Annotated in this window: 22 protein-coding genes; 6 read left to right on the forward strand and 16 right to left on the reverse strand. The window is 67.9% G+C overall.

The window, feature by feature from the left end; translation table 11 throughout:
* Positions 1–125 precede the first annotated feature (125 nt).
* Positions 126–1,517, forward strand: coding sequence for an adenosylhomocysteinase (gene ahcY / locus Q8R27_RS04375; protein WP_305697854.1), 1,392 nt, complete (start codon positions 126–128; stop codon positions 1,515–1,517).
* A gap of 47 nt (positions 1,518–1,564) precedes the next feature.
* Here the strand turns inward: ahcY and Q8R27_RS04380 are convergent, their stop codons facing one another.
* Positions 1,565–2,365: an enoyl-CoA hydratase/isomerase family protein gene (locus Q8R27_RS04380; RefSeq protein WP_305697855.1), complete on the reverse strand. Its 801-nt coding sequence runs from the start codon at positions 2,363–2,365 to the stop codon at positions 1,565–1,567.
* A complete protein-coding gene (locus Q8R27_RS04385; protein ID WP_305697856.1) occupies positions 2,362–3,183 on the reverse strand; it encodes an enoyl-CoA hydratase-related protein in 822 nt (273 codons plus the stop codon). The genes Q8R27_RS04380 and Q8R27_RS04385 overlap by 4 nt, the downstream gene beginning before the upstream one ends.
* 112 nt (positions 3,184–3,295) lie before the next feature.
* On the opposite strand from Q8R27_RS04385, the gene Q8R27_RS04390 reads away from it, so the two are divergent.
* Positions 3,296–4,069 (forward strand): VOC family protein, encoded by a 774-nt coding sequence (locus Q8R27_RS04390; RefSeq protein ID WP_305697857.1) that lies wholly within the window; start codon positions 3,296–3,298, stop codon positions 4,067–4,069.
* A 2-nt stretch (positions 4,070–4,071) separates the two neighbouring features.
* Positions 4,072–5,202, forward strand: coding sequence for a serine hydrolase domain-containing protein (locus Q8R27_RS04395; protein ID WP_305697858.1), 1,131 nt, complete (start codon positions 4,072–4,074; stop codon positions 5,200–5,202).
* Here the strand turns inward: Q8R27_RS04395 and rarD are convergent.
* The 8 genes from rarD to trmD all read right to left on the reverse strand — a co-directional run bounded on the left by rarD (position 5,187) and on the right by trmD (position 12,007).
* Positions 5,187–6,110 carry an EamA family transporter RarD gene (gene rarD, locus Q8R27_RS04400; RefSeq protein WP_305697859.1) on the reverse strand — a complete coding sequence of 308 codons (924 nt, stop codon included), beginning with the start codon at positions 6,108–6,110 and terminating at the stop codon, positions 5,187–5,189. The genes Q8R27_RS04395 and rarD overlap by 16 nt on opposite strands.
* The gene (locus Q8R27_RS04405; RefSeq protein ID WP_305697860.1) at positions 6,110–7,141 is read right to left on the reverse strand and encodes an aspartate-semialdehyde dehydrogenase; all 1,032 of its coding nucleotides are present in this window, start codon (positions 7,139–7,141) and stop codon (positions 6,110–6,112) included. The genes rarD and Q8R27_RS04405 overlap by 1 nt, the downstream gene beginning before the upstream one ends.
* A 133-nt stretch (positions 7,142–7,274) precedes the next feature.
* Positions 7,275–8,327 (reverse strand): 3-isopropylmalate dehydrogenase, encoded by a 1,053-nt coding sequence (gene leuB, locus Q8R27_RS04410; protein WP_305697861.1) that lies wholly within the window; start codon positions 8,325–8,327, stop codon positions 7,275–7,277.
* Positions 8,328–8,340: 13 nt separating this feature from the next.
* Positions 8,341–8,643, reverse strand: a complete 303-nt coding sequence (locus tag Q8R27_RS04415) for a putative quinol monooxygenase (protein WP_305697862.1) — start codon at positions 8,641–8,643, stop codon at positions 8,341–8,343.
* Positions 8,640–9,251 (reverse strand): 3-isopropylmalate dehydratase small subunit, encoded by a 612-nt coding sequence (gene leuD, locus Q8R27_RS04420; RefSeq protein ID WP_305697863.1) that lies wholly within the window; start codon positions 9,249–9,251, stop codon positions 8,640–8,642. The genes Q8R27_RS04415 and leuD overlap by 4 nt, the downstream gene beginning before the upstream one ends.
* A gap of 15 nt (positions 9,252–9,266) precedes the next feature.
* Positions 9,267–10,694, reverse strand: a complete 1,428-nt coding sequence (leuC, locus tag Q8R27_RS04425) for a 3-isopropylmalate dehydratase large subunit (protein WP_305697902.1) — start codon at positions 10,692–10,694, stop codon at positions 9,267–9,269.
* A 169-nt stretch (positions 10,695–10,863) separates the two neighbouring features.
* Positions 10,864–11,268: a 50S ribosomal protein L19 gene (rplS, locus tag Q8R27_RS04430; protein WP_305697864.1), complete on the reverse strand. Its 405-nt coding sequence runs from the start codon at positions 11,266–11,268 to the stop codon at positions 10,864–10,866.
* A gap of 28 nt (positions 11,269–11,296) precedes the next feature.
* Entirely contained in the window at positions 11,297–12,007 is a 711-nt protein-coding gene (trmD, locus tag Q8R27_RS04435) for a tRNA (guanosine(37)-N1)-methyltransferase TrmD (protein WP_305697865.1), read from the reverse strand.
* Between the two features lie 90 nt (positions 12,008–12,097).
* Between trmD and Q8R27_RS04440 the strand changes: the two genes are divergently transcribed.
* Positions 12,098–12,925 carry an acyl-CoA thioesterase II gene (locus Q8R27_RS04440; RefSeq protein ID WP_305697866.1) on the forward strand — a complete coding sequence of 276 codons (828 nt, stop codon included), beginning with the start codon at positions 12,098–12,100 and terminating at the stop codon, positions 12,923–12,925.
* A 63-nt stretch (positions 12,926–12,988) separates the two neighbouring features.
* Here Q8R27_RS04440 and rimM read toward each other — a convergent pair whose 3' ends face one another.
* The 5 genes from rimM to Q8R27_RS04465 form a co-directional block, all read right to left on the reverse strand.
* Positions 12,989–13,498, reverse strand: coding sequence for a ribosome maturation factor RimM (gene rimM / locus Q8R27_RS04445; protein WP_305697867.1), 510 nt, complete (start codon positions 13,496–13,498; stop codon positions 12,989–12,991).
* A gap of 9 nt (positions 13,499–13,507) precedes the next feature.
* A complete protein-coding gene (gene rpsP, locus Q8R27_RS04450) occupies positions 13,508–14,113 on the reverse strand; it encodes a 30S ribosomal protein S16 (RefSeq protein WP_305697868.1) in 606 nt (201 codons plus the stop codon).
* Positions 14,114–14,132: 19 nt separating this feature from the next.
* Positions 14,133–15,641 carry a signal recognition particle protein gene (ffh, locus tag Q8R27_RS04455; RefSeq protein ID WP_305697869.1) on the reverse strand — a complete coding sequence of 503 codons (1,509 nt, stop codon included), beginning with the start codon at positions 15,639–15,641 and terminating at the stop codon, positions 14,133–14,135.
* Between the two features lie 177 nt (positions 15,642–15,818).
* Positions 15,819–16,202, reverse strand: a complete 384-nt coding sequence (locus Q8R27_RS04460; RefSeq protein ID WP_305697870.1) for a VOC family protein — start codon at positions 16,200–16,202, stop codon at positions 15,819–15,821.
* Between the two features lie 73 nt (positions 16,203–16,275).
* Positions 16,276–18,393 (reverse strand): M3 family metallopeptidase, encoded by a 2,118-nt coding sequence (locus Q8R27_RS04465; RefSeq protein WP_305697871.1) that lies wholly within the window; start codon positions 18,391–18,393, stop codon positions 16,276–16,278.
* A 140-nt stretch (positions 18,394–18,533) separates the two neighbouring features.
* Between Q8R27_RS04465 and Q8R27_RS04470 the strand changes: the two genes are divergently transcribed.
* On the forward strand, positions 18,534–19,385 hold the full coding sequence (locus tag Q8R27_RS04470) for a glutamate racemase (RefSeq protein ID WP_305697872.1): 852 nt from the start codon (positions 18,534–18,536) through the stop codon (positions 19,383–19,385).
* Positions 19,386–19,462: 77 nt separating this feature from the next.
* Entirely contained in the window at positions 19,463–19,801 is a 339-nt protein-coding gene (locus tag Q8R27_RS04475; protein ID WP_305697873.1) for a hypothetical protein, read from the forward strand.
* Positions 19,802–19,805: 4 nt separating this feature from the next.
* Here Q8R27_RS04475 and Q8R27_RS04480 read toward each other — a convergent pair whose 3' ends face one another.
* Positions 19,806–20,342: a carboxymuconolactone decarboxylase family protein gene (locus Q8R27_RS04480; RefSeq protein ID WP_305697874.1), complete on the reverse strand. Its 537-nt coding sequence runs from the start codon at positions 20,340–20,342 to the stop codon at positions 19,806–19,808.
* Positions 20,343–20,364: the final 22 nt, after the last annotated feature.

Genomic DNA, 20,364 nt, shown 5'->3' on the forward strand with positions numbered 1-20,364 from the left:
GCCTTTTTCAGGCGCAGGACGGCGTCAACCTAATCATATAAGGATTTCTTTATATGTTTCCTTGCCCATGGCGGCCGGGCTGGCTATAGAGCCGGCCACCAGACATTCGCCGACAAGGACCCGTCATGACCGACTACGTCGTCAAGGACATCGCCCTGGCCGATTGGGGCCAGAAGGAAATCGCCATCGCCGAGACGGAGATGCCCGGCCTGATGGCGGTGCGCGCCGAGTTCGGCAAGGACAAGCCGCTGAAGGGCGCCCGCATCGCCGGCTCCCTGCACATGACCATCCAGACCGCAGTGCTGATCCAGACGCTGGAGGCGCTCGGCGCCGAGGTGCGCTGGGCCTCCTGCAACATCTTCTCGACCCAGGACCACGCCGCCGCCGCCATCGCCGCCGCCGGCACGCCGGTGTTCGCGATCAAGGGCGAGAACCTGATCGAGTACTGGGAGTACGCCCACAAGATCTTCGAATGGTCCGACGGCGGCTATCCCAACATGATCCTCGACGACGGCGGCGACGCGACGCTGCTGTGCGTGCTCGGACCCAAGGCCGAGAAGGACGCGAGCCTCCTCAGCAAGCCGACCAACGAGGAGGAAGAGGCGCTCTACACGGTGATGAAGCGCTATCTGAAAGAGAAGCCCGGCTTCTACAGCGCCATCCGCGACTCGATCAAAGGCGTCTCGGAAGAGACCACGACCGGCGTCCATCGCCTGTACCAGATGGCGGAACGCGGCGAGCTGCCGTTCCCCGCGATCAACGTCAACGACAGCGTCACCAAGTCCAAGTTCGACAATCTCTACGGCTGCCGTGAGAGCCTGGTCGACGCCATCCGCCGCGGCACCGACGTGATGCTGGCCGGCAAGGTGGCGGTGGTGCTGGGCTATGGCGACGTGGGCAAGGGCTCGGCGGCGTCCCTGCGCAACGGCGGCGCGCGCGTCGTGGTCACCGAGATCGACCCGATCTGCGCCCTGCAAGCGGCCATGGAAGGCTATGAAGTCCAGACCATGGAAGACGTCGCCGACAAGGCCGACATATTCGTCACCGCGACCGGCAACAAGGATGTGCTGACCGTCGAGCACATGCGGCGCATGAAGAACAACGCCATCGTCGCCAACATCGGCCACTTCGATTCCGAGATCCAGGTCGCCGGCCTGAAGAACTTCAAGTGGGACAAGATCAAGGATCAGGTCCACCACGTCGAATTCCCGGACGGCAAGAAGATCATCCTGCTGTCTGAAGGCCGCCTGGTGAACCTGGGCAACGCCACCGGCCACCCGAGCTTCGTGATGAGCGCCTCGTTCACCAACCAGACGCTGGCGCAGATCGAGCTGTGGGCCAACGGCAAGAACTACGAGACCAAGGTCTACACCCTGCCCAAGCACCTCGACGAGAAGGTGGCGATGCTGCACCTCGACAAGCTGGGCGCGAAGCTGACCACCCTGTCAAAGGACCAGGCCGACTACATCGGCGTGACCCCGCAGGGCCCGTTCAAGCCGGACCACTACCGCTACTGATCCTACTCCGCTCACCCTGGCGAAAGCCCGGGTGAGCGGAAGGGATATCAACGCCCCTCGAACTTCGCCGGGCGCTTCTCGGCGAAGGCGGCGAAGGCTTCGGCGCGGTCGCGGGTCGGGAAGATCTGGGCGTGACGCTCGGTTTCCGCCAGGCTGAAGGCGCGCATGTCCATGCGCTCGGCGTCGAGGAAGTTGGCCTTCAGCGCCTTGAGCGCCAGCGGCGCGGAATTGGCGAGCTGGGTGGTGAGCTTGTCCAGCTCGGTCTCGAAAGCCGCCTCGTCGAACACGCGAGTGACCATGCCCATGTCCAGCGCCTCCTGCGCGCCGAACTTGCGCGGGAAGAAGTAGAGGTCGCGCGCCCGGCCCGCGCCGACGATCCGCGACAGCGTCCAGGGGCCGGCCATGTCGCCCGCCGCGCCCACCGCCAGGAACGCCGTGTTGAACGCCGCGCGCGTGTCGGCGAAGCGCAAGTCGCAACCCAAGGCCCAGCCGAAGCCCGCACCGGCGCACGCGCCGCGCACGGCGGCGATGGTCACCGGCGCCATCTCATGCAGCAGCACCGGCAGGTGAAAGTAGGTGCGGTCCTGGGCCAGGTGCTGCGGTTGGTCGCTGGCTTCGGAATTGTACTGCTTGATGTCGGCCCCGGCGCAGAAGTCCGCGCCCTCGCCCCGCAGCACGACGACGCGGACGCTAGGGTCCTTCGACGCCTCCAGCGCCGCGTCGTAGATCGCCGCAGCGGTGCCGTAGCGCAGGCTGTTGCGCGCCTGCGGACGGTTGATGCGGATGGTCGCAACGCCGTCCTTGACCCCGTAGATCACGTCTTCCGGATGCTTGGTGAAAGCGGTCATTTGGGGAATCCTTCGCTGACGGGGGCAAATGCGGGAGGACGGCGCTCGACGAACGAGGCGCCGCCCTCGACCGCGTCAGGGTGCTTCAGGGCGGCCTGCATGATCCGCTCGCAATCCTCGGACGCGGCGACGAAGTCCATCGACAGGTGCCGATAGACCATCGTCTTGATGGTGGCGACGGCGCGTGGCGCGACATTGGCCTTGAGCATGGCCACGTAATCGATGGCGGCCTGGACCAGGTCGGCGGCCGGAACCACGCGGTCGACCAGGCCGATGCGCAGCGCCTCCTGGGCGTCGACCTTGCGCGAACTCCACAGCAGATCGAGGGCGCGGCTGGTTCCGATCTGGCGCGGCAGTAGCCAGCTCATGGCGTGTTCGGCGATCAGACCGCGCTTGGAGAACACGGTGATGAAGGTCGCCTCCTCTGCGGCGAAGCGCAGGTCGGACATCATCGCCAGCACGAAGCCGCCGCCGGCCGCCACGCCGTTGATCGCGCAGATCACCGGCTTGGGCGTACCCAGCAGATAGCCGAACAGCGCCGGCGTGCCGTCGCCGGCCTCGAAATGCGGGCGCGGCTTGCCCGCGGCGCCCGTTGAATTCTGCAGTACGCCCATGTCCATGCCGGCGCTGAAGCCGCGGCCTTCGCCGGTGAACACCAGGGCGAACACGGCGTCGTCGGCGGTGGCCCGCTTCACCGCGGCGCGGATGCCGTCGATCATGCCCAGAGACAGCGCGTTCAGCGCCTCGGGCCGGGTCAAGGTGATCAGGGCGACGTTGTCGCGCACCTCATACTTCAGGTGGTCGGCCGTCTCACCCATACGCGTCTGCTCCCATGATCCGGGCGCGGCCCGTTACGCTTTGCGGCATCTTTCTTGGATGCTACGCCCAAAGGCAACCGACCGATCCGACGGCGTCGACGAGGAAATGCGGATGAGCGAGTACCGGCTGCGCCAGGTGGCTCTGATGGCTGAGGACCTTGGCGAGGTTTCCCGCCAGCTCGAGCAGATGTTCGGCGTGGAGGTCGGCTTCAACGACCCCAGCCTGGTCACCTGGGGACTGATCAATGCGGTGTTCCCGGTGGGTTCGGACTTCATCGAGGTCGCCCAGCCGACGGTCGACGAGGCCCCCGGCCGCCGGTTCATGGACAAGCGCGGCGGCGACGCCGGCTACATGGTGATCTTCCAGGCCGAGGACGCCGACGCCCATCGCCGGAGGCTGGAAGCGAAGGGCGCCAGGGTCATCGAGCTGTTGGACTACGACGACCACGTGGCCGTGCAGTTCCATCCGAAGGACTTCGGCGGGACTCTGACCTCGATCGACGAGGCGCGCGGCGCAGCGGACTGGCTGAGCGCGGACTGCCACTGGCATCCGGCGGGCGCCGACTGGATGGCGGCGCGCAACGGCGACACTTTGGGCATCGCCGCCGTCGCCGTGCAGCACCCTAACCCCGAGGCGGTCGCGGCGCGGTGGTCGGAACTGCTCGAACTGCCGGTGAGCGCAGGCCCGAACGGTCCCGCCATCGAAGTGCTCGATGGACGGATCGACTTCGTCCCAGCACGCGGCGGCGCAGGCGACGGCGTGGTCGGGCTGGAGATCCGCGTCCCGAACGTTGAAGCCGCACTGAAGCGCGCGCGAGACGCCGGCCTCCCCGTCGACAATGGCGCGGCGATGATTGGCGGCGTCGCCTTCCGACCGGTGACTTAAGCGTGGCCGGCGTCGAGGTCCTGGGTTTCGCCCATGCCCCATTCGGAGCGGTGAAGGACGCCTTCGCCGCCAACTTCGCGGAAGGCCGCGAGCTGGGCGCTCGTTTCAGCCTGGTGCGCGAGGGCGAGACTGTAGTCGACCTGCATGCGGGCTTTGCCGATCGCGCCCGTACGCGGGCGTTCGGCGCCGACACCCTGGCGACGTTGTTCTCGACCACCAAGGCGCTGGCGGCGCTGATGATGGCGCGGCTGGTGGACCAGGGCCGCCTCGCCTACGACCAGCCGGTGGCCGATGTCTGGCCGGAGTTCGCCCAGGCCGGTAAGGCAGGCGTCACAGTCGAGCAGGCGCTGTCGCACCAGGCCGGACTGTGCGGGTTCCTGGAGCCCATGGAGCCGTCGCTGTGGTTCGACTGGCAGGCGATCTGCGACCGGTTGGCGTCGATGGCGCCGATCTGGCCACCGGGCACGGCCAGCGGCTACCACCCGCTCACCTATGGCTACCTGGCGGGCGAGATCTTCCGCCGCGTCGACGGCCGCACCCTGGGCCGGGCGCTGCACGAGGATATCGCCGAGCCATTCGGCCTGGATATCTGGATCGGGCTGCCCGACGCCGAGCATGACCGCGTCGCCCAGGTGCAGCGGCCGAGCGCCCTGCCCGACTTCGGCGAGATCAATGCGGCGACGCGCGCGGCCTTCCTGTCGCCCTGGTCACAGCCGGGCGGACGGCCGGAGGCGGAATGGCGGCGCATCGAGGTGCCGTCGGCCAACGGCCACGCGACCGCTTTGGCATTGGCCCGGTTGTTCGGGGCCCTGGCCGACGACGGCTGGCTGGACGGCGAACAGATCCTGTCGCCGGCGCTGATCGGTGAACTGGCGCGCGAGCGGATCGGCGGCCAGGACCTGGTGCTGCCGTTCGAGATGAGCTGGGCGGCCGGCGTGTTCCGCAATGCGCCTTTGAAGGCCTGGGGGCCGGCGGAACAGAGCTTCGGCCATTCTGGCTGGGGCGGCAGTTGCGTCTTCGCCGATCCGGAACGGCGGCTCGGCGGGGCCTATGTGATGAACAAGCAGTCCACCGACCTGGTCGGCGACGCCCGGCCGAAGCGGTTGATCGAGGCGGCCTACGCGGCGCTCTGAACCGCCGCGGCGGCCAGGCGGCTGCGTCGCCACGCGCCCCACAGGAACACGCCGACGCCGATCCAGATGAACACGAACGACATGCCGCGCAGCCAGGTGAACGGTTCGCCCTGCAGCACGCCCATGAAGAAGGTGATGGTCGGCGTGATGAATTGCAGGAAGCCGATCGCCGACAGCGGGATGCGTCTGGCCGACCAGGAGAACATCATCAGCGGCACGGCGGTGAGCACGCCTGCGAAGACGAACGCGGCGGCCACGCCCGCGTCGCTCAGGAAGTGTCCGCCCCCCGATCGCTCCAGCCAGAGGACGTAGGCGAGCCCGCAAGCGCCCAGCATCAGACACTCGATCAGCAGACCAGTCTGGGCGTCGGCCGCCACCTGCTTGCGCACCAGGCCATAGGTGCTGAAGCTCAGCGCCAGGACGATGGAGATGATCGGGAGCTGACCGATCGCCGCCGTTTGCAAGGCGATGCCGGCGGCGGCGAGGCCGATCGCGACCTTGGCTGAGCCGTCCATGCGCTCACGGAACAGCAGCGCCCCGCTGGCGATATTGAACAGGGGCGTGATGAAGTAGCCGAGGCTGGTCTCCAGCACCCGGCCGGTGTTCACCGCTGTGATGTAGAGCACCCAGTTGAGGGTGATCAGGCAGGCGGAGATCGCCAGCAGACCCAGCACCTTGGGCTGGCGTAAGACAGCGAGGAACTGGGATTGCTGGTTCGCCAGCACGACGAACAGCGCCGCCGGCGGGATCGCCCATACCGTCCGCTGGGCGAGGATCTCCCACGGTCCGCCGCCGTGTCGGGCGATGAACTGGAACAACAGGGGCATGAACCCCCAGATGACATAGCAACCGGCGCCGGCTCCGAGCGCGAGGCGCTGTTCGGAACCGGCGGCCGATTGCGCTGTCATTACGCCAGGGCCTTGGTCCGGATCAGGCCGCGTTCGTCGAGCAATTGGGCAATCTGCACGGCGTTGAGCGCCGCGCCCTTGCGCAGGTTGTCGGCGACCACCCACAGGTTCAGGCCGTGCTCGACGGTCGGATCGTTGCGGATGCGGCTGATGAAGACCGGGAACTCGCCCTGGGCTTCCTTCGGCGTGATGTAGCCTTTGTCGTCGCGCTTATCGATCACGATGATCCCGGGGCTTTCGCGCAGCAGTTCGCGGGCCTCGTCCTCGTCGATGGGGTCGTGGAACTCGATATTCACCGCTTCCGAGTGGCCGACCATGACCGGCACACGCACGCAGGTGACCGTCAGCTTGATCGCCGGGTCGATCATCTTGTGCGTCTCGTTCCACATCTTGGCTTCTTCGTCGGTGTAGCCGTCGTCGTTGAAGGCGCCGATGAAGGGGATGACGTTGAACGCGATCTGCTTGGGAAACTTTTTTGGCTCAGACGGGCCGAGCACGAACACGCCCTTGGTCTGATCCCAGAGCTCGTCCATGCCTTCCTTGCCGGCCCCGGAGACCGACTGGTAGGTCGACACCACAACCCGCTTGATGCGCGCGCGATCGTGCAGCGGCTTCAGCGCCACCACCAGTTGAGCGGTGGAGCAGTTCGGGTTGGCGATGATGTTCTTCTTGTGCGCGAAGTCGACGTCGTCGGGGTTCACTTCCGGGACGATCAGCGGCACGTCGGGGTCCATGCGCCAGGCCGACGAATTGTCGATGACGATGGGGCCGGCCGCGCCGATCTTCGGCGCCCACTGCTTGGAGAATGAGCCGCTCACGGACATCAACACCAGGTCGACGGTGGAGAAGTCGAACTGTTCGACGTCTTCACAGGCGATGTTGGAATTGCCGAAGGACACTTGCACGCCGATGGATTTCCGCGAGGCGATCGCGTGAATCTTGTCCACGGGGAAGTTCACTTCCTCGAGGATGTTCAGCATTTCGCGGCCCACGTTGCCCGTGGCGCCTACGACGGCGACCCGGTAACCCATAGACGTATCTCCTGTTTTTGAGGGAGGGTCCCGTTACTCCTCCTGAGGCCCTGGCGCAAGGCGCACCAGGCCACAGCGCGGGTGAATTGCGCGCTGCAACATCATCAAACCACCGCGTCGCGATGGAGTTCGTTCAGAGTTTGGCGATCACCGCGTCGGCCATCTGGCCCGTCGACAGAGTCCCGCCGATGTCCGGCGTGCGGGCGCCGTCCTCCAGCGCCCCCACCACTGCGGCCTTCAGGCGGTCGGCGAGGTCGGCGCGGCCCAGTGACCAGCGAAGGGCCATCTCGAACGACAGGATGGCGGCCAGCGGATTGGCGACCCCCTTGCCGGTGATGTCGGGGGCAGACCCATGGATCGGCTCGAACAGGCCAGGCGTGCCCGGTGCGCCCAGCGCCGCCGACGGCAGCAGGCCCAGGCCGCCGGTCAGTTGCGCCGCCTCGTCCGACAGGATGTCGCCGAACAGATTGTCGGTGACGATGACATCGAACTGCTTGGGGTTCTTCACCAGTTGCATGGCGGCGTTGTCGGCCAGCATGTGCTCGAGCTGCACGTCGGGATAGTCCTTGGCGTGCAGGGCGGTGACGACCTCGCGCCACAACAGCCCAGTCTCCATGACGTTGGACTTCTCGGCCGAGGTCACTTTGTTGCGCCGGCCGCGGGCGAGTTCGAAGGCCACACGGCTGACGCGCTCGATCTCCGAGGTCGTGTAGACCTGGGTGTCGACCCCGCGGCGCTGGCCGTCGGCCAGGGTCTCGATGCCGCGCGGCTGGCCGAAATAGACCCCACCCGTCAGCTCACGGACGATCATGATGTCCAAGCCCTGGACCACTTCCCGCTTCAGGGACGAGGCGTCGGCGAGCGCGTCGAAGCAGATCGCCGGGCGCAGATTGGCGAACACCGCCATGCCGGTGCGCAGGTTCAGCAGGCCGGCCTCGGGGCGCAGATGCCGCGGGGCGTCGGCCCATGCAGGCCCGCCCACCGCGCCCATCAGCACCGCTTTTGAGGCCTGGGCGAGCGCCAGGGTGTCGTCGGTGAGCGGCGCGCCGAACTGGTCGAAGCTCGACCCGCCGAACGCACGCTCCTCGATCGCCAGGTCGTTGGCGAGCCGGGAGGCGACACGACGGACCTGCTCGGTCACCTCCGGTCCGATGCCGTCGCCGGGCAGGAGAAGCACGTCGGTCATGGCTGTGGCCCCCTCAGAGTGGTCGCTGCGAGGCGATCTCGTAGAGGGACAGGCGCCGCTCGGAAACCCCCAAAGCTTCGCCGGCCGCGCGCCAGGCCTTGAGGTGTTCGGTCTTGCCATGCGCGGACAGCGCCGCCTGGTCGCGCCAGATCTCGAAGATGTGGATCAGGCCGGGATCGCCGACGTCTTCGGAGAAGGCGAACGTCTCGCAGCCGTCCTCGGCGCGGTTCGAGGCCAGCACGGTCACCATGTGCGGGCGCAGGGCGGCGACGTTCTCAGGGGGCACGCGAACGGTGCCGGCGATGATCAGGGTCATGCGCGCTCCAGCCAGGGTTGCGAGATGGCCTGGCGCATCTCGTAGACGTCGATGTCCTTGGCCGCCTGCAGCGTCTCGCCGATAGCGTCCAGGCCGTTCTGCATCTTGTGCTTGCGCGCAGGGTCGATGTCGAAATGGAAGCGCAGGCCGGTCGGCGAGACCACGGTCTGCTCGGCGAGGTCGACGGTGACCAGGTGGTTGCCGCCCTGGGCCTCGTCCATCAGCGCCTGCACCTCCTCGGGCTTCAGCACCACCGGCAGCAGGCCATTCTGGAAGCAGTTGTTGTAGAAGATGTCCGCGAAGCTGGTGGAGATCACGCAGCGCACGCCGAAGTCCATCAGCGCCCAGGGCGCATGCTCGCGCGACGAGCCGCAGCCGAAGTTGTCGCCGGCCACCAGCACCGATGCGCCCTTGTACTCCGGACGATTGAGGATGAAGTCCGGCCGCTCGCGCCCCTCAGGCGTGAAGCGCAGATCGTAGAACAGCCCAGCGCCCAGGCCGACCCGGTCCACGGTCTTGAGGAACTGCTTGGGGATGATCTGGTCGGTGTCGATGTTGGCCATCGGCAACGGCGCCATGCGCCCGTCCAGGTGGTTGAAAGCTTCCATGTTCGCTCAAGGCCCCTAGAGGAAGTCGCGCACGTCGGCGATGTGGCCGGCGATCGCCGCGGCGGCGGCCATCGGCGGGCTCATCAGGTGGGTGCGGCCGCCGCGACCCTGGCGGCCCTCGAAGTTGCGGTTCGAGGTCGAGGCGCAGCGTTCGCCGGGCTCAAGCTGATCGGGGTTCATGCCCAGGCACATCGAGCAGCCGGGCTCGCGCCAGTCGAAACCGGCGGCGATGAACACCTCGTCCAGCCCCTCGTCCTCGGCCTGGGCCTTCACCAGGCCGGAGCCGGGCACCACCATGGCGTTGACGTGGTCGGCGACACGCAGGCCGCGGTCCAGGGCCTTCTGCACCACCACGGCGGCGGCGCGCAGGTCCTCGATGCGGCTGTTGGTGCACGAGCCGATGAACACCCGGTCGATCTTCGCCTCGCTGATCGGCTGGCCGGCGACCAGGCCCATGTACTCCAGCGAGCGGGCCGCGGAGGCGCGCTTGTCGGCGTGCGGATAGCTGGCGGGGTCCGGCACATTCCCGGTCACCGGGACCACGTCCTCGGGGCTTGTGCCCCAGGTGACCAGCGGCGCGATCTGGGCCGCGTCGATGGTGATCTCGCGGTCGAACACCGCGTCGTCGTCGGAGCGGAAGGTCTTCCAGTACGACAGCGCCATTTCCCAAGCGCCGCCCTTGGGCGCCGCCGGACGGCCCATCAGGTAGTCGAAGGTGGTCTGGTCGGCCGCCACCAGGCCCGCGCGCGCGCCGGCCTCGATGGTCAGGTTGCACAGCGTCATGCGGCCTTCCATCGACAGGGCGCGGACCGCCTCGCCGGCGTATTCGATGACGAAGCCGGTGCCGCCGGCCGTGCCGATGGTGCTGATCACCGCGAGCGCGAAATCCTTGGCGCCGACGCCGGGTGCGGGCGTCCCCTCGATGTTGACGCGGAAGTTCTTCGACTTCTTCTGGCGCAGGGTCTGGGTGGCCAGCACATGCTCGACCTCTGACGTGCCGATGCCCTGGGCCAGAGCGCCGAACGCGCCATGGGTGGAGGTGTGGCTGTCGCCACAGACGATGGTCATGCCGGGCTGGGTGCGGCCCTGTTCGGGACCGACCACGTGGACGATGCCGTTGCGGATGTCGCCCATCGGGAAGAACTCGATGCCGAATTCCTCGACGTTGCGGCCCAGCGTCTGCAGTTGCAGGCGCGCCTCTGCGTCGGCCACGCCGTCGACGCCCAGGTCCTGGCCCTCTGTGGGGATGTTGTGGTCCGCCACCGCCAGCGTGCGGTCGGGCCTGCGCACGGGGCGGTTCGCGGCGCGAAGGCCGGCGAAGGCCTGCGGCGTCGTCACCTCGTGGATCAGGTGCAGGTCGATATAGAAGACCTCTTCGTCCCCATCGGCGTGGGCGACGACGTGAGCGTCCCAGATCTTGTCGTAGAGCGTCTTTCCGGCCATGGCCGGCATGTAGGCCTTCGGCGCCCGCTACGGCAAGTCCGAGACGGGGCGCCTGAACACAGAAAAACCCGCTCGTCCCGTCGAAGGTCGGTATCCAAGCAGGCTATCCGCGCGCGCTCTGCAGACCCCGCCCAGGCCCCGGCTTTCGCCGGGGTGAGCGGAGACGAACTCAGCTTTCGGTGGTTTCCGCAGTCGCAGCGGCGACCGGCTTGGCGCTCATCGAGCGCTCGGCGATCCTGGCCGACTTCCCGCGACGATCGCGCAGGTAATAGAGCTTGGCGCGCCGCACGACGCCGCGGCGCTTCACTTCGATCGAATCGATCATCGGCGAGAGCACCGGGAACACCCGCTCGACGCCTTCGCCGAACGAGATCTTGCGCACGGTGAAGCTCTCGTTGATGCCGGAGCCGGCGCGGGCGATGCAGACGCCTTCATAGGCCTGGACGCGCTCGCGCTCGCCTTCCTTGATCTTCACGTTGACGCGGACGGTGTCGCCCGGCTGGAATTCGGGGGTGGAGCGCTGCGCCTTCAGGCGATCTTCTTCTTCGCGCTCAAGGGTCTGGATCACGTTCATCGTCGTCGTCCTTCAGGTCTTTTGGGCTTCATCCGCCCTTTGGCTGTTGATTGGCGAGATGCGCCGCCCATAGATCCGGCCGACGCTCCCGCGTGGTTATTTCGCGCTGCGTCCGCCGCCATGCCGCCACCTGGGCGTGATGACCGCTGAGCAGCACCTCGGGGATATCGAGCCCTTCGAACGTCCGCGGCCTAGTGTACTGCGGATGCTCGAGGAGCCCGTCCTCGAAGCTCTCTTCCTTCAAACTCTCCGGCTGGCCCAACACACCCGGCGCCAGCCGTACGCACGCTTCGATCGCCACCATCGCCGCCGCCTCGCCGCCGGCGAGCACCGCGTCGCCGACCGCGACCTCCTCGAACCCGCGGGCGTCGAGCACCCGCTGGTCCACCCCTTCGAACCGTCCGCACAGGACGATGACGCCGGGACCTACAGCCCACTGGGCGACCCTTTCCTGAGACAGGGGCCGACCGCGTGCGCTCATATACAAAAGCGGCCGCCCCCGCCGCTCCACGCTGTCCAGCGCGGCGGCGATGACGTCCGCTCGCATCACCTGCCCGGGACCGCCACCCGCGGGGGTGTCGTCCAGGAAGCCGCGCTTATCCTTGGAAAAACTGCGGATGTCCACCGTTTCCAGGGTCCACAGGCCCGCCTCGCGCCAGGCCGTGCCGATCAGCGAAACGCCGAGCGGGCCGGGAAAGGCCTCGGGAAACATGGTCAGGACGGTGGCGTCGAACGACATGGCCCCGTTCAAGCCTCGCCCGGACGGCGTCCGTCAAGCATCGCAATCACCGGACTTGACCCCAGCGCCCCGGTCGATCCAGGACAGGGCATGACCACCCTGCTCAAGACTCTCGGCGAAATGTTGTCGCTCGAACGCACCGGCGAGGCCACGTTCCGCGGCCTGTCGCTCGAAGGCGGGCCACCCCGCATCTATGGCGGCCAGGTGGTCGGCCAGGCGCTAGTCGCCGCCAACGCCACCGTCGAGGCGAAGGTGTGCCATTCGCTGCATTGCTACTACGTGCGCGGCGGCGATCCGGCCGTCGCCCTCGACTTCGAGGTGGAGAAGGTGCGCGACGGCGGCAGTTTCGCCACGCGCCGGGTCACGGCGCGCCAGGCGGGCCAGGAGATCTTCACCATGACCGCCTCGTACCAGTCGCCCGAGACCGGCCTGGAGCATCAGGGACCGATGGTCGACGCGCCGGTGCTGGCCGACATACCCGACCGCCCCGCCGCTCAGCAGATTGGGCTGATGGGCGCGCTCGACGTCCGCAGCCTGGACAGCCCCATGTTCGCGCCGAGCGCATCCCGAAAGCCGACCTATCAGGGCTGGATGCGCGCGCGCCGGCCGATCGGCGACGACGCGCGCATGCACCAGGCGGTGTTGGCCTACGCCTCCGACTTCGCAGTGATGACGCCGGCCATGCGACCGCACGCGGTCGACTGGCGTGCGCCGGGGGTGCAGGTGGCGAGCCTGGATCATACGGTATGGTTCCACCGCCAGAGCGACTTCAACCAGTGGCATCTGTTCACCATCGAGAGTGACTGGGCCGGGTCCGGGCGCGGGTTCGTGCGCGGGACCTTGCATCTCGAAGACGGGACCCTGGTCGCCTCGCTGGCGCAGGAAGGCCTGATCCGGATCCGGGCGTCGAAGGCGTAGGGCCCGCCACTCTCCCCTCATTCCCAGAACCTGGCATGACCGGGGTCTGGCGGAGCGCTCGCGCTATTCCTCGTCCGCCTCAGTTGGGCGAACGCAGATCAGCCGACCCTCGGCGAGGCTGACCACCGGTACAGCTTCGCGGGTGAAAGGCAGCCACCAGCTAGCCCCATGCGTCGGCTGGACCTCGACCAGGTCGCCGGCGCCGAAATCCTGCACGGACTTGACCAGGCCGAGCAGTTCGCCGGCCTGGGTCTCGACCCGCAGGCCGACCATGTCGGCGGCGTAAAACTCGTCCTCATCCGGCGGCGGCAGCAGGTCGCGCGGCACGTAGAGTTGCAGGCCGCGCAGGGCCTCGGCCTGGTCGCGGGTGGCGACTTCCTTGGCCCGCACCACCGCGCCGCCCTTGGCGATGCGGGCGGAGGTGATCGTCAGGCCGGGCGAGCCGTCCTCGCGCCGCAGGTCGCGGTAGGCCGCGACGGACAGCGGATCTTCGGTGAAGGTCGAAAGGCGAACCTCGCCGCGCACGCCGACGGCGCCGCCAACACGCGCAACGAGGATCAGCCGTTCAGACAAGCGAAGGCCTTAAGCCTTGGGCTCTTCGTCGGCCGCGGCTTCGGCGGCGGGCGCGTCTTCGGCCGGAGCCTCGGCGGCGGGCGCTTCCTCGGCGGCCGCCTCGGCAGGTGCGGCTTCCTCGGCAGGGGCGGCGACTTCGGCGGCGGCCTCGGCCGGGGCTGCTTCCTCAGCGGCCGCTTCGGGCGCGGCTTCCGCGGCAGCGGGCTCTTCAGCGGCCGGCTCCTCGACCACAGGTTCGGGCGCCGGGGCGGCGGCGGCCTGGGCCAGGGCCTCGGCGCGGTCGGCTTCGCGCTGGGCGCGCTCGGCGGCGCGTTCCTGCGACTTCTTGCCCGGCTCGCCCTTCTTCAGGTTGGAGCCGGCTTCCCACTTCACGATGCCCTGGGCGGACAGCAGGCGCGCGACGCGATCGGTCGGCTGGGCGCCTTTGCTGATCCATTCCTGGATGCGCTCGACCTTGAAGTTGGTGCGATCGGCGTGGTCCTTGGGCAGCAGCGGGTTGAACGCGCCGACCTTTTCGATGAAGCGGCCGTCGCGGGGCGAATGGCTGTCGGCGACGACGATCGAGTAGTAGGGGCGCTTCTTGGCGCCGCCCCGGGCGAGACGAATCTTGAGCATAACGAAGTCCTTGGTTCTTTTAGGGTTTCTTGAATGGATTGAGGCCGGGCAAACCGCCCAGCCCGGGGAGTTTCGGTGCGCCGCCGCCCAGCCCGGGCAGGCTGGGTGCAGAGGGATCTGAGGTCGGCAGCTTGCCGCCGCCCATCGCTTGCAGGCGGGCCATGTCGCCGCCGCCGCCAGCGCCGCCCATGCCCATCGCGCCGGCCATGCGCGCGAAGCCCTTGCCGCCGTCGCGGCTCATCATCTTGAAGGCGTCGGCCATCTGACGGTGCTGCTTCAGCAGGCGGTTGACCTCGGAGACCTCGACGCCCGCGCCGGCGGCGATGCGGCGCTTGCGCGACGCCTGGAGGATGTCGGGCTTGCGGCGCTCGGCCTTGGTCATCGACGAGATGATCGCCGCCTGACGGTCCAGCGACTTGTCGGAGATGTTGGCTTCGGCGATCTGCTTCTTGATCTTCTGCACGCCGGGCAGGAAGCCCATCAGTCCCTGCATGCCGCCCATCTTCTTCATCTGGGCGAACTGCTCGGCCATCATGTCGAGGTCGAACTGGCCCTTCGCCAGCCGCTTGGCCAGCGCCTCGGCCTTGGCCTGGTCGACGTCCTGGACGGCGCGCTCGACCAGCGCCACCACGTCGCCCTGGCCCAGGATGCGGCCTGCGACGCGGCGGGCGTCGAACACGTCCAGGCCGTCGATCTTCTCCGACACGCCGAGGAACTTGATCGGCAGGCCGGTGACCGCGCGCATCGACAGCGCCGCGCCGCCGCGCCCGTCGCCGTCGGCGCGGGTCAGCACCAGGCCGGTGAGCGGCAGGCGTTCGTGGAACGCCTTCGCGGTGCGGACCGCGTCCTGGCCGGTCAAGCTGTCGGCGACCAACAGGGTTTCGGACGGATTGCCGATGCGGGCGATCTCGGCGGCTTCCGCCATCATCGCCTCGTCGAGCGTGGTGCGCCCGGCGGTGTCGAGGATCAGGACATCGAAGCCCTGAAGCTTGGCGGCCTGCAGCGCGCGGCGCGCGATGTCCGGCGCCGACTGGCCGGCGACGATCGGCAGGCTGTCGACGCCCGCCTGGGTCGCCAGCATGGCGAGTTGCTGCATGGCGGCGGGACGTCGGGTGTCCAGCGAGGCCAGGAGGACCTTCTTGCGGTCCTTGGAAAGCTTCAGGGCGAGCTTGCCGGCGGTCGTGGTCTTGCCCGAGCCCTGCAGGCCGGCCATCAGGATGACGCTTGGCGGGTTGAGCGAGAGGTTCAGGTCCTCCGTCGCGTCGCCGCCCAGCATCTCCACCAGGCCGTCGTAGGTGATCTTGACCACCTGGTCGGCCGGACGCACCGAGCGGATGACGTTCTCGCCGCTGGCGCGCTCCTTGGCCTTGGCGATGAAGTCGCGGACCACCGGCAGAGCGACGTCGGCCTCGAGCAAGGCGACGCGGACTTCACGCAGCACCTCGTCGATGTCCTTGTCCGACAGCACGCCGCGCCCCGAGAGGCGGTCGAACACCCCCGTCAGCCGCTCTGTCAGTCCGTCGAACATCAAGACCTCGATCGCCCAAACGCAACCGGCCCCCGTGGACGATCACGTCGACGGGGGTCCTCGCCGCCCTCGTCCCATCACAGATGGAGGTCGTGGCGGTGGAGGGCGCTGGCAGGAGCTGGCGCCGGAAGGGCGCGCTTATGCGCCTGTGGACGGATCAGGTCAAGAAAAGCGCCGTCAGCCGAAGAACACGGCCGCCAGCTTGTTGCCGACGGGATCGCGCAGGTAGGTGGCGTACCAGTTAGGCCCATAGTCGGGGCGCGGGCCGGGCGCGCCGTCGTCTGAACCGCCATTGGCCATCGCCGCCTCGAAGAAGGCGTGCACCTCGGCCTGCGACCTCGCCTCGAACGCGACCATCGAGCCGTTGCCGACCGACGCCGGCTCGCCGTTGAACGGTTGGCACACCCAGACGCTCTGGCCCTCGCCCTGGCCGCCCAGGCTGTAGCCGCGCCAACCCGGATTGTCGGCATGCGCCTTCCAGCCGATCGCCCCGAGAACAGCGTCGTAGAAGCGGTTCGAAACCTCGGCGTCCAACGCCCCGATAGTCACGTAGCTCAGCATCACAACCTCCCGTCATTTTGCGTGGAGGTTATTGCTTGTTTGAGAACAAAACAAGTACGAAGGCGCTCGCGCGTCACACTACTGGGAAGCCCTTCTCGCGGAGGTAGGCCTTCACGTCGGGGTCGCGGCCGCGGAAGGCGCGGTACTGGTCGGCCGGATCGCTGGTGTCGCCGCGGCTGAGCACGGTGTCGCGCAGGCGATCAGCGGTAGCCTTGTCGAAGGGATCGCCGGCGTCGATGAACGCTTCCCAGGCGTCGTGGTCCAGCACCTCAGACCACAGGTAGCTGTAATAGCCGGCCGCATAACCGTCGGACGAGAAGATGTGCTGGAACTGCGGCGTACGGTGGCGCATCGGCAGCTCCGTCGGCATGTTCAGCGCCGCGAGCTCGGCCTTTTCGAAGGCGTCCGGGTCGATGTCGGCGTCGCCGGCCAGATGCAGCTTCATGTCGATCAGCGCCGAGGCCAGGTACTCGGTCACGTCAAACCCCTGCCTGAAGGTCTTGGCCTTCTCGATCTTGGCCACCAACTCGGCGGGGATCGGCTCGCCGGTCTTATGATGCAGGGCGAAGCGGCCCAGGATCTGCGGCGTCGGCAACCAGTGCTCGTTGAGCTGCGATGGAAACTCCACATAGTCCCGCGACACCCTGGTGCCCGAAACGGTCGGATAGGCCACCGCCGAGTTCAGCCCGTGCAGCGCGTGGCCGAACTCATGGAACAGGGTCTTGGCGTCGTCCCATGAAACCAGCACCGGCTCGCCCGGCGCACCCTTCTGGAAGTTGGCGTTGTTGGAGACGATCGTAGTGACCGCGCCATCGAACGTCTCCTGCGCGCGGTAGGCGTTCATCCAGGCGCCGGAGCGCTTGCCCGTGCGCGCATAGGGGTCGAAGTACCACAGGCCGCGATGACGACCGGCGGCGTCCTTGACCTGCCAGACGCGCACATCGGGGTGGGGAACGGGAACGCCCGGCGCCGGGGAATAGGAGAACCCGTAAAGTTCGCCCGACGCCCAGAACATCGCCTCGCGCAATTTCTCCAACTGCAGGTACGGCTTCACCGCATTCATATCGAGGGCGTAGCGGCGCCCGCGCACCTTCTCGGCGTAGAAGCGGTAGTCCCAGGGCGAGATGGTGATCTGCGCCTTTTCGGCGTCGGCGATCGACTGCATCTCGGCGACCTCTTCGCGCACCCGGGCGATAGCCGAGGGCCAGACGCGCAGCATCAGGTCCATGGCCGCTTGCGGCGTCTTGGCCATTGCGTCCTCCAGCCGCCAGTGGGCGTGGGTCGGATAGCCGAGCAGCTTGGCGCGCTCTGCACGCAGCTTCAGGATCTGCTTGATGACGGCGTTGTTGTCGTGGGCGTCACCGTTGTCGCCGCGATTGTAGAAGGTGCGCCACACCGCCTCGCGCAGCGCTCGCTGGTCCGAATAGGTGAGGAACGGGTCGACCGAAGATCGGGTGTTGAGAATCGCGAACTCGCCCGGATGGCCGCGCTCGTCAGCCGCGGCTGCGGCGGCGGCCCGCAGGTCGGCCGGGAGGCCGCCGAGCTGATCAGGCTTGAGGTAGTGGACCTGGCCGCCCTCCTCGGCGAGCAGGTTCTGATTGAAGGTGGTGAACAGCGTGGCGAGCTCGCCGTTGATCTGCGCCACGCGGGCGCGGGCCTGCGGATCCAGCTTCGCACCGGCGCGCACGAAGGCGTTCCAGCGCCGCCACGCGACGCGCTTTTGTTCCGCGGTCAGCTTGGGATCGTTGCGCGACGCCTGGTAAGCGGCCTCGACGCGGGCGAACAGCCGGGCGTCCTGCAGGATGGCCGATTCATGCGCCGCCAGCCTGGGCTCCAGCTCGACCTGCACCGGCTGCAGTTCCGGCGTGGAGAAGTTCGCGCACCAGATGGCGTAGACTGTGCCGGCGCGGTTCAAGGCCCTGCCGCTGCGTTCCAGCGCCGCGAAGGTGTTGTCGAAGGTTGGTGGGGCAGGATTGGCGGCGATCGCCCTCACCTCCGCCATTTCCTCGGCCATCGCGGCTTCGATCGCCGGCGCGAAGTCCGCAACCTTGACCTTGTCGAACGGCGGCGCTCCGCCGTATGCGCCACGCCACGGGGCGAGCAATTCGGACGGCGCGGCGAGGGCGGACGGTGGCGAAAGAGTCATGGCTGCGGATGCGGCGGACGCGAAGAGGAAACTGCGCCGATGCATGGGGTCTCCCTGACCGTTGGCGTGTCGTTGTCCGGCCCGTAACGCGCCACAGCCGAGTTTGGCCCAATTGACATGAACGTCATGGATCGGCGGGCCCCATGGGGCTAGTCGCAAGGCCATCAGGCCGCTAAAGCCGGGCCATGTCGATCGGCGTCTTCGATTCCGGAGTGGGAGGACTGACCGTCCACCACAAGCTCGTCGACTGCTTCCCGGACGCGGACTTTATCTACCTCGCCGACCAGGCGAACGCGCCGTATGGCGGCAGGGGCGGCGAGGAGATCGTCGATCTCACCCGCGCCGGCTGCATCCGACTGTTCGAACAGGGCTGCGACCTGGTGGTGCTGGCCTGCAACACCGCCTCGGGCATCGCGCTGCGACGGCTGCAGCAGACGTGGCTGCCCGGCTACCGCCGCGCGCTGGGTCGGCCGGTGAACATCCTGGGCATCATCGTGCCGACCATCGAGGCGGCCACGGGCCTGCCCTGGGAGCACGAGGCCGAGCGGCGCGGCGACAAGGTCGAGAAGCTGGACGTGCTGGCGGTGTTTTCGACGCCGGCCACGACGGCCAGCCGGGTCTATGAGATCGAGATCGACAAGCGCCGCCAGGACGTGGCGGTGTTCTCCGAACCCTGCCCTGAACTGGCGCGGATGATCGAGGCCGGCGCCGCGGCCGAGGCCCTCGCGCCGATCGTCCAAGGGCATGTGGCGGCGATCACTCAGCGGATCGGCCGCGCGCCGGACCGCGCGATCCTGGGCTGCACCCACTACGAGATCATCGCCGACCTCTTCCGCGCCGCCCTGCCGCCCGGAACGCCGCTGATCCATCAGCCGGACGCCACCGCCGAGGCGCTGGCGCGATACCTGGAACGGCATCCGGAGTTCGACGCTGGCGATGGCGGGCTGCGGCGGTTCCTGACCACCGGCATTCCTGGCCCACAGCCGCCCCTGGTGGCGACGTTCTGGGGTGCGCCGTTGAGCTTCGAGGCGGCCTGAGGGGAACCACGGCGTCCGGCGAACAGTTGCACTTGGACAGGCGGCGTGCATCGATCACCGCACACAGGAGCTTCAGCATGGCTGGTCATGATGCCTATTCGTCGAGTGCGCGCGGATCCCCTGGCTCGGACGTTATTTTTCTGTGGCTTGTGTGGGCGCTGACCGCCGTCTGGTTCTTCCCGTTCGCAGCCCGCACACTTGTCGGCATCATGTCGGTGACCCCGCCGCCGGGCGGCGCGGGCGCGGCCAGCGCCGGCATGATGGTCGTGGGTCTGGTGGTGTTCGTGGTGCTGGTAGTCGCGGCCGCCTACGCCGTCGCCGGCCGTCACCGCCGCGATCGCGCGCTCGAATCCGCGTCGGAAGCGGTGACCAAGGCCCAGTACGACGCCCCGCACGCGGCGGCGGCGTCGAGCTGAGACCTTAGGCGGCCAGCGCGGCTTCCGCGTCAGCGACGCGGCTGACCGCGTTGACCACCGCGCCGATCCGCAGCGCCGCCTGGATGGCGGTGTTGGGGACGCCGTGCTTCTTCAATTCCTGCTCGTGGCTGTCGAGACAGGCGCCGCAGCCGTTGATCGCCGAGCCGGCCATGCACCAGAGCTCGAAGTCGACCTTCTCCACGCCTGGGTTGGCGATGATGTTCATCCGCAGGCGCGCCGGCAGGGTGCGGTACTCCGGGTTCTGCAGCAGATGCAAGGCGCGGTAGTAGACGTTGTTCATGCCCATCATGGCCGAGGCGGCCTTGGCGGCGTTGAGCGCCTCGGGCGACGAGCCCGCCTCGGTCGCCGCGGCTTCCAGCGCGAGGATCACGCCAGGTGCGCCTACCGCGTGGGCCGAGGCGACGAACGCGCCCCATTTTTGCTGGTCGGTCAGCAAGGTCTCCGACGCCAGGCTCGAGAGGTTGAGGCTCAGGTCCTTGGCGTAGGCCGGCAGGGTTTCGCGCAGCGCGTCGAGGGACATCATATTTCTCCAAATTCGAAGA

The organism is Phenylobacterium sp. (genome assembly GCF_030697305.1).
In the GTDB taxonomy this organism is placed as follows: Bacteria; Pseudomonadota; Alphaproteobacteria; order Caulobacterales; family Caulobacteraceae; genus Phenylobacterium.

Bases quoted from the DNA above. Each gene is read 5' to 3' on its own strand.
- Q8R27_RS04380 (WP_305697855.1), bottom strand. From the start codon at position 2,365: ATGACCGCTTTCACCAAGCATCCGGAAGACGTGATCTACGGGGTCAAG.
- rplS (WP_305697864.1), bottom strand. From the start codon at position 11,268: ATGAACGTGATCCAGACCCTTGAGCGCGAAGAAGAAGATCGCCTGAAG.
- Q8R27_RS04385 (WP_305697856.1), bottom strand. From the start codon at position 3,183: ATGGGTGAGACGGCCGACCACCTGAAGTATGAGGTGCGCGACAACGTC.
- Q8R27_RS04465 (WP_305697871.1), bottom strand. From the start codon at position 18,393: ATGCATCGGCGCAGTTTCCTCTTCGCGTCCGCCGCATCCGCAGCCATG.
- Q8R27_RS04475 (WP_305697873.1), top strand. From the start codon at position 19,463: ATGGCTGGTCATGATGCCTATTCGTCGAGTGCGCGCGGATCCCCTGGC.
- Q8R27_RS04415 (WP_305697862.1), bottom strand. From the start codon at position 8,643: ATGACCCTGATCATCGCCGGCACCGTTCGCGTGCCCCCTGAGAACGTC.
- Q8R27_RS04405 (WP_305697860.1), bottom strand. From the start codon at position 7,141: ATGGGTTACCGGGTCGCCGTCGTAGGCGCCACGGGCAACGTGGGCCGC.
- leuC (WP_305697902.1), bottom strand. From the start codon at position 10,694: ATGGCCGGAAAGACGCTCTACGACAAGATCTGGGACGCTCACGTCGTC.
- rpsP (WP_305697868.1), bottom strand. From the start codon at position 14,113: ATGCTCAAGATTCGTCTCGCCCGGGGCGGCGCCAAGAAGCGCCCCTAC.
- ffh (WP_305697869.1), bottom strand. From the start codon at position 15,641: ATGTTCGACGGACTGACAGAGCGGCTGACGGGGGTGTTCGACCGCCTC.
- Q8R27_RS04440 (WP_305697866.1), top strand. From the start codon at position 12,098: ATGACCACCCTGCTCAAGACTCTCGGCGAAATGTTGTCGCTCGAACGC.
- rarD (WP_305697859.1), bottom strand. From the start codon at position 6,110: ATGACAGCGCAATCGGCCGCCGGTTCCGAACAGCGCCTCGCGCTCGGA.
- leuD (WP_305697863.1), bottom strand. From the start codon at position 9,251: ATGGAAGCTTTCAACCACCTGGACGGGCGCATGGCGCCGTTGCCGATG.
- leuB (WP_305697861.1), bottom strand. From the start codon at position 8,327: ATGACCGACGTGCTTCTCCTGCCCGGCGACGGCATCGGACCGGAGGTG.
- trmD (WP_305697865.1), bottom strand. From the start codon at position 12,007: ATGTCGTTCGACGCCACCGTCCTGACCATGTTTCCCGAGGCCTTTCCC.
- Q8R27_RS04390 (WP_305697857.1), top strand. From the start codon at position 3,296: ATGAGCGAGTACCGGCTGCGCCAGGTGGCTCTGATGGCTGAGGACCTT.
- ahcY (WP_305697854.1), top strand. From the start codon at position 126: ATGACCGACTACGTCGTCAAGGACATCGCCCTGGCCGATTGGGGCCAG.
- Q8R27_RS04480 (WP_305697874.1), bottom strand. From the start codon at position 20,342: ATGTCCCTCGACGCGCTGCGCGAAACCCTGCCGGCCTACGCCAAGGAC.
- Q8R27_RS04460 (WP_305697870.1), bottom strand. From the start codon at position 16,202: ATGCTGAGCTACGTGACTATCGGGGCGTTGGACGCCGAGGTTTCGAAC.
- Q8R27_RS04470 (WP_305697872.1), top strand. From the start codon at position 18,534: ATGTCGATCGGCGTCTTCGATTCCGGAGTGGGAGGACTGACCGTCCAC.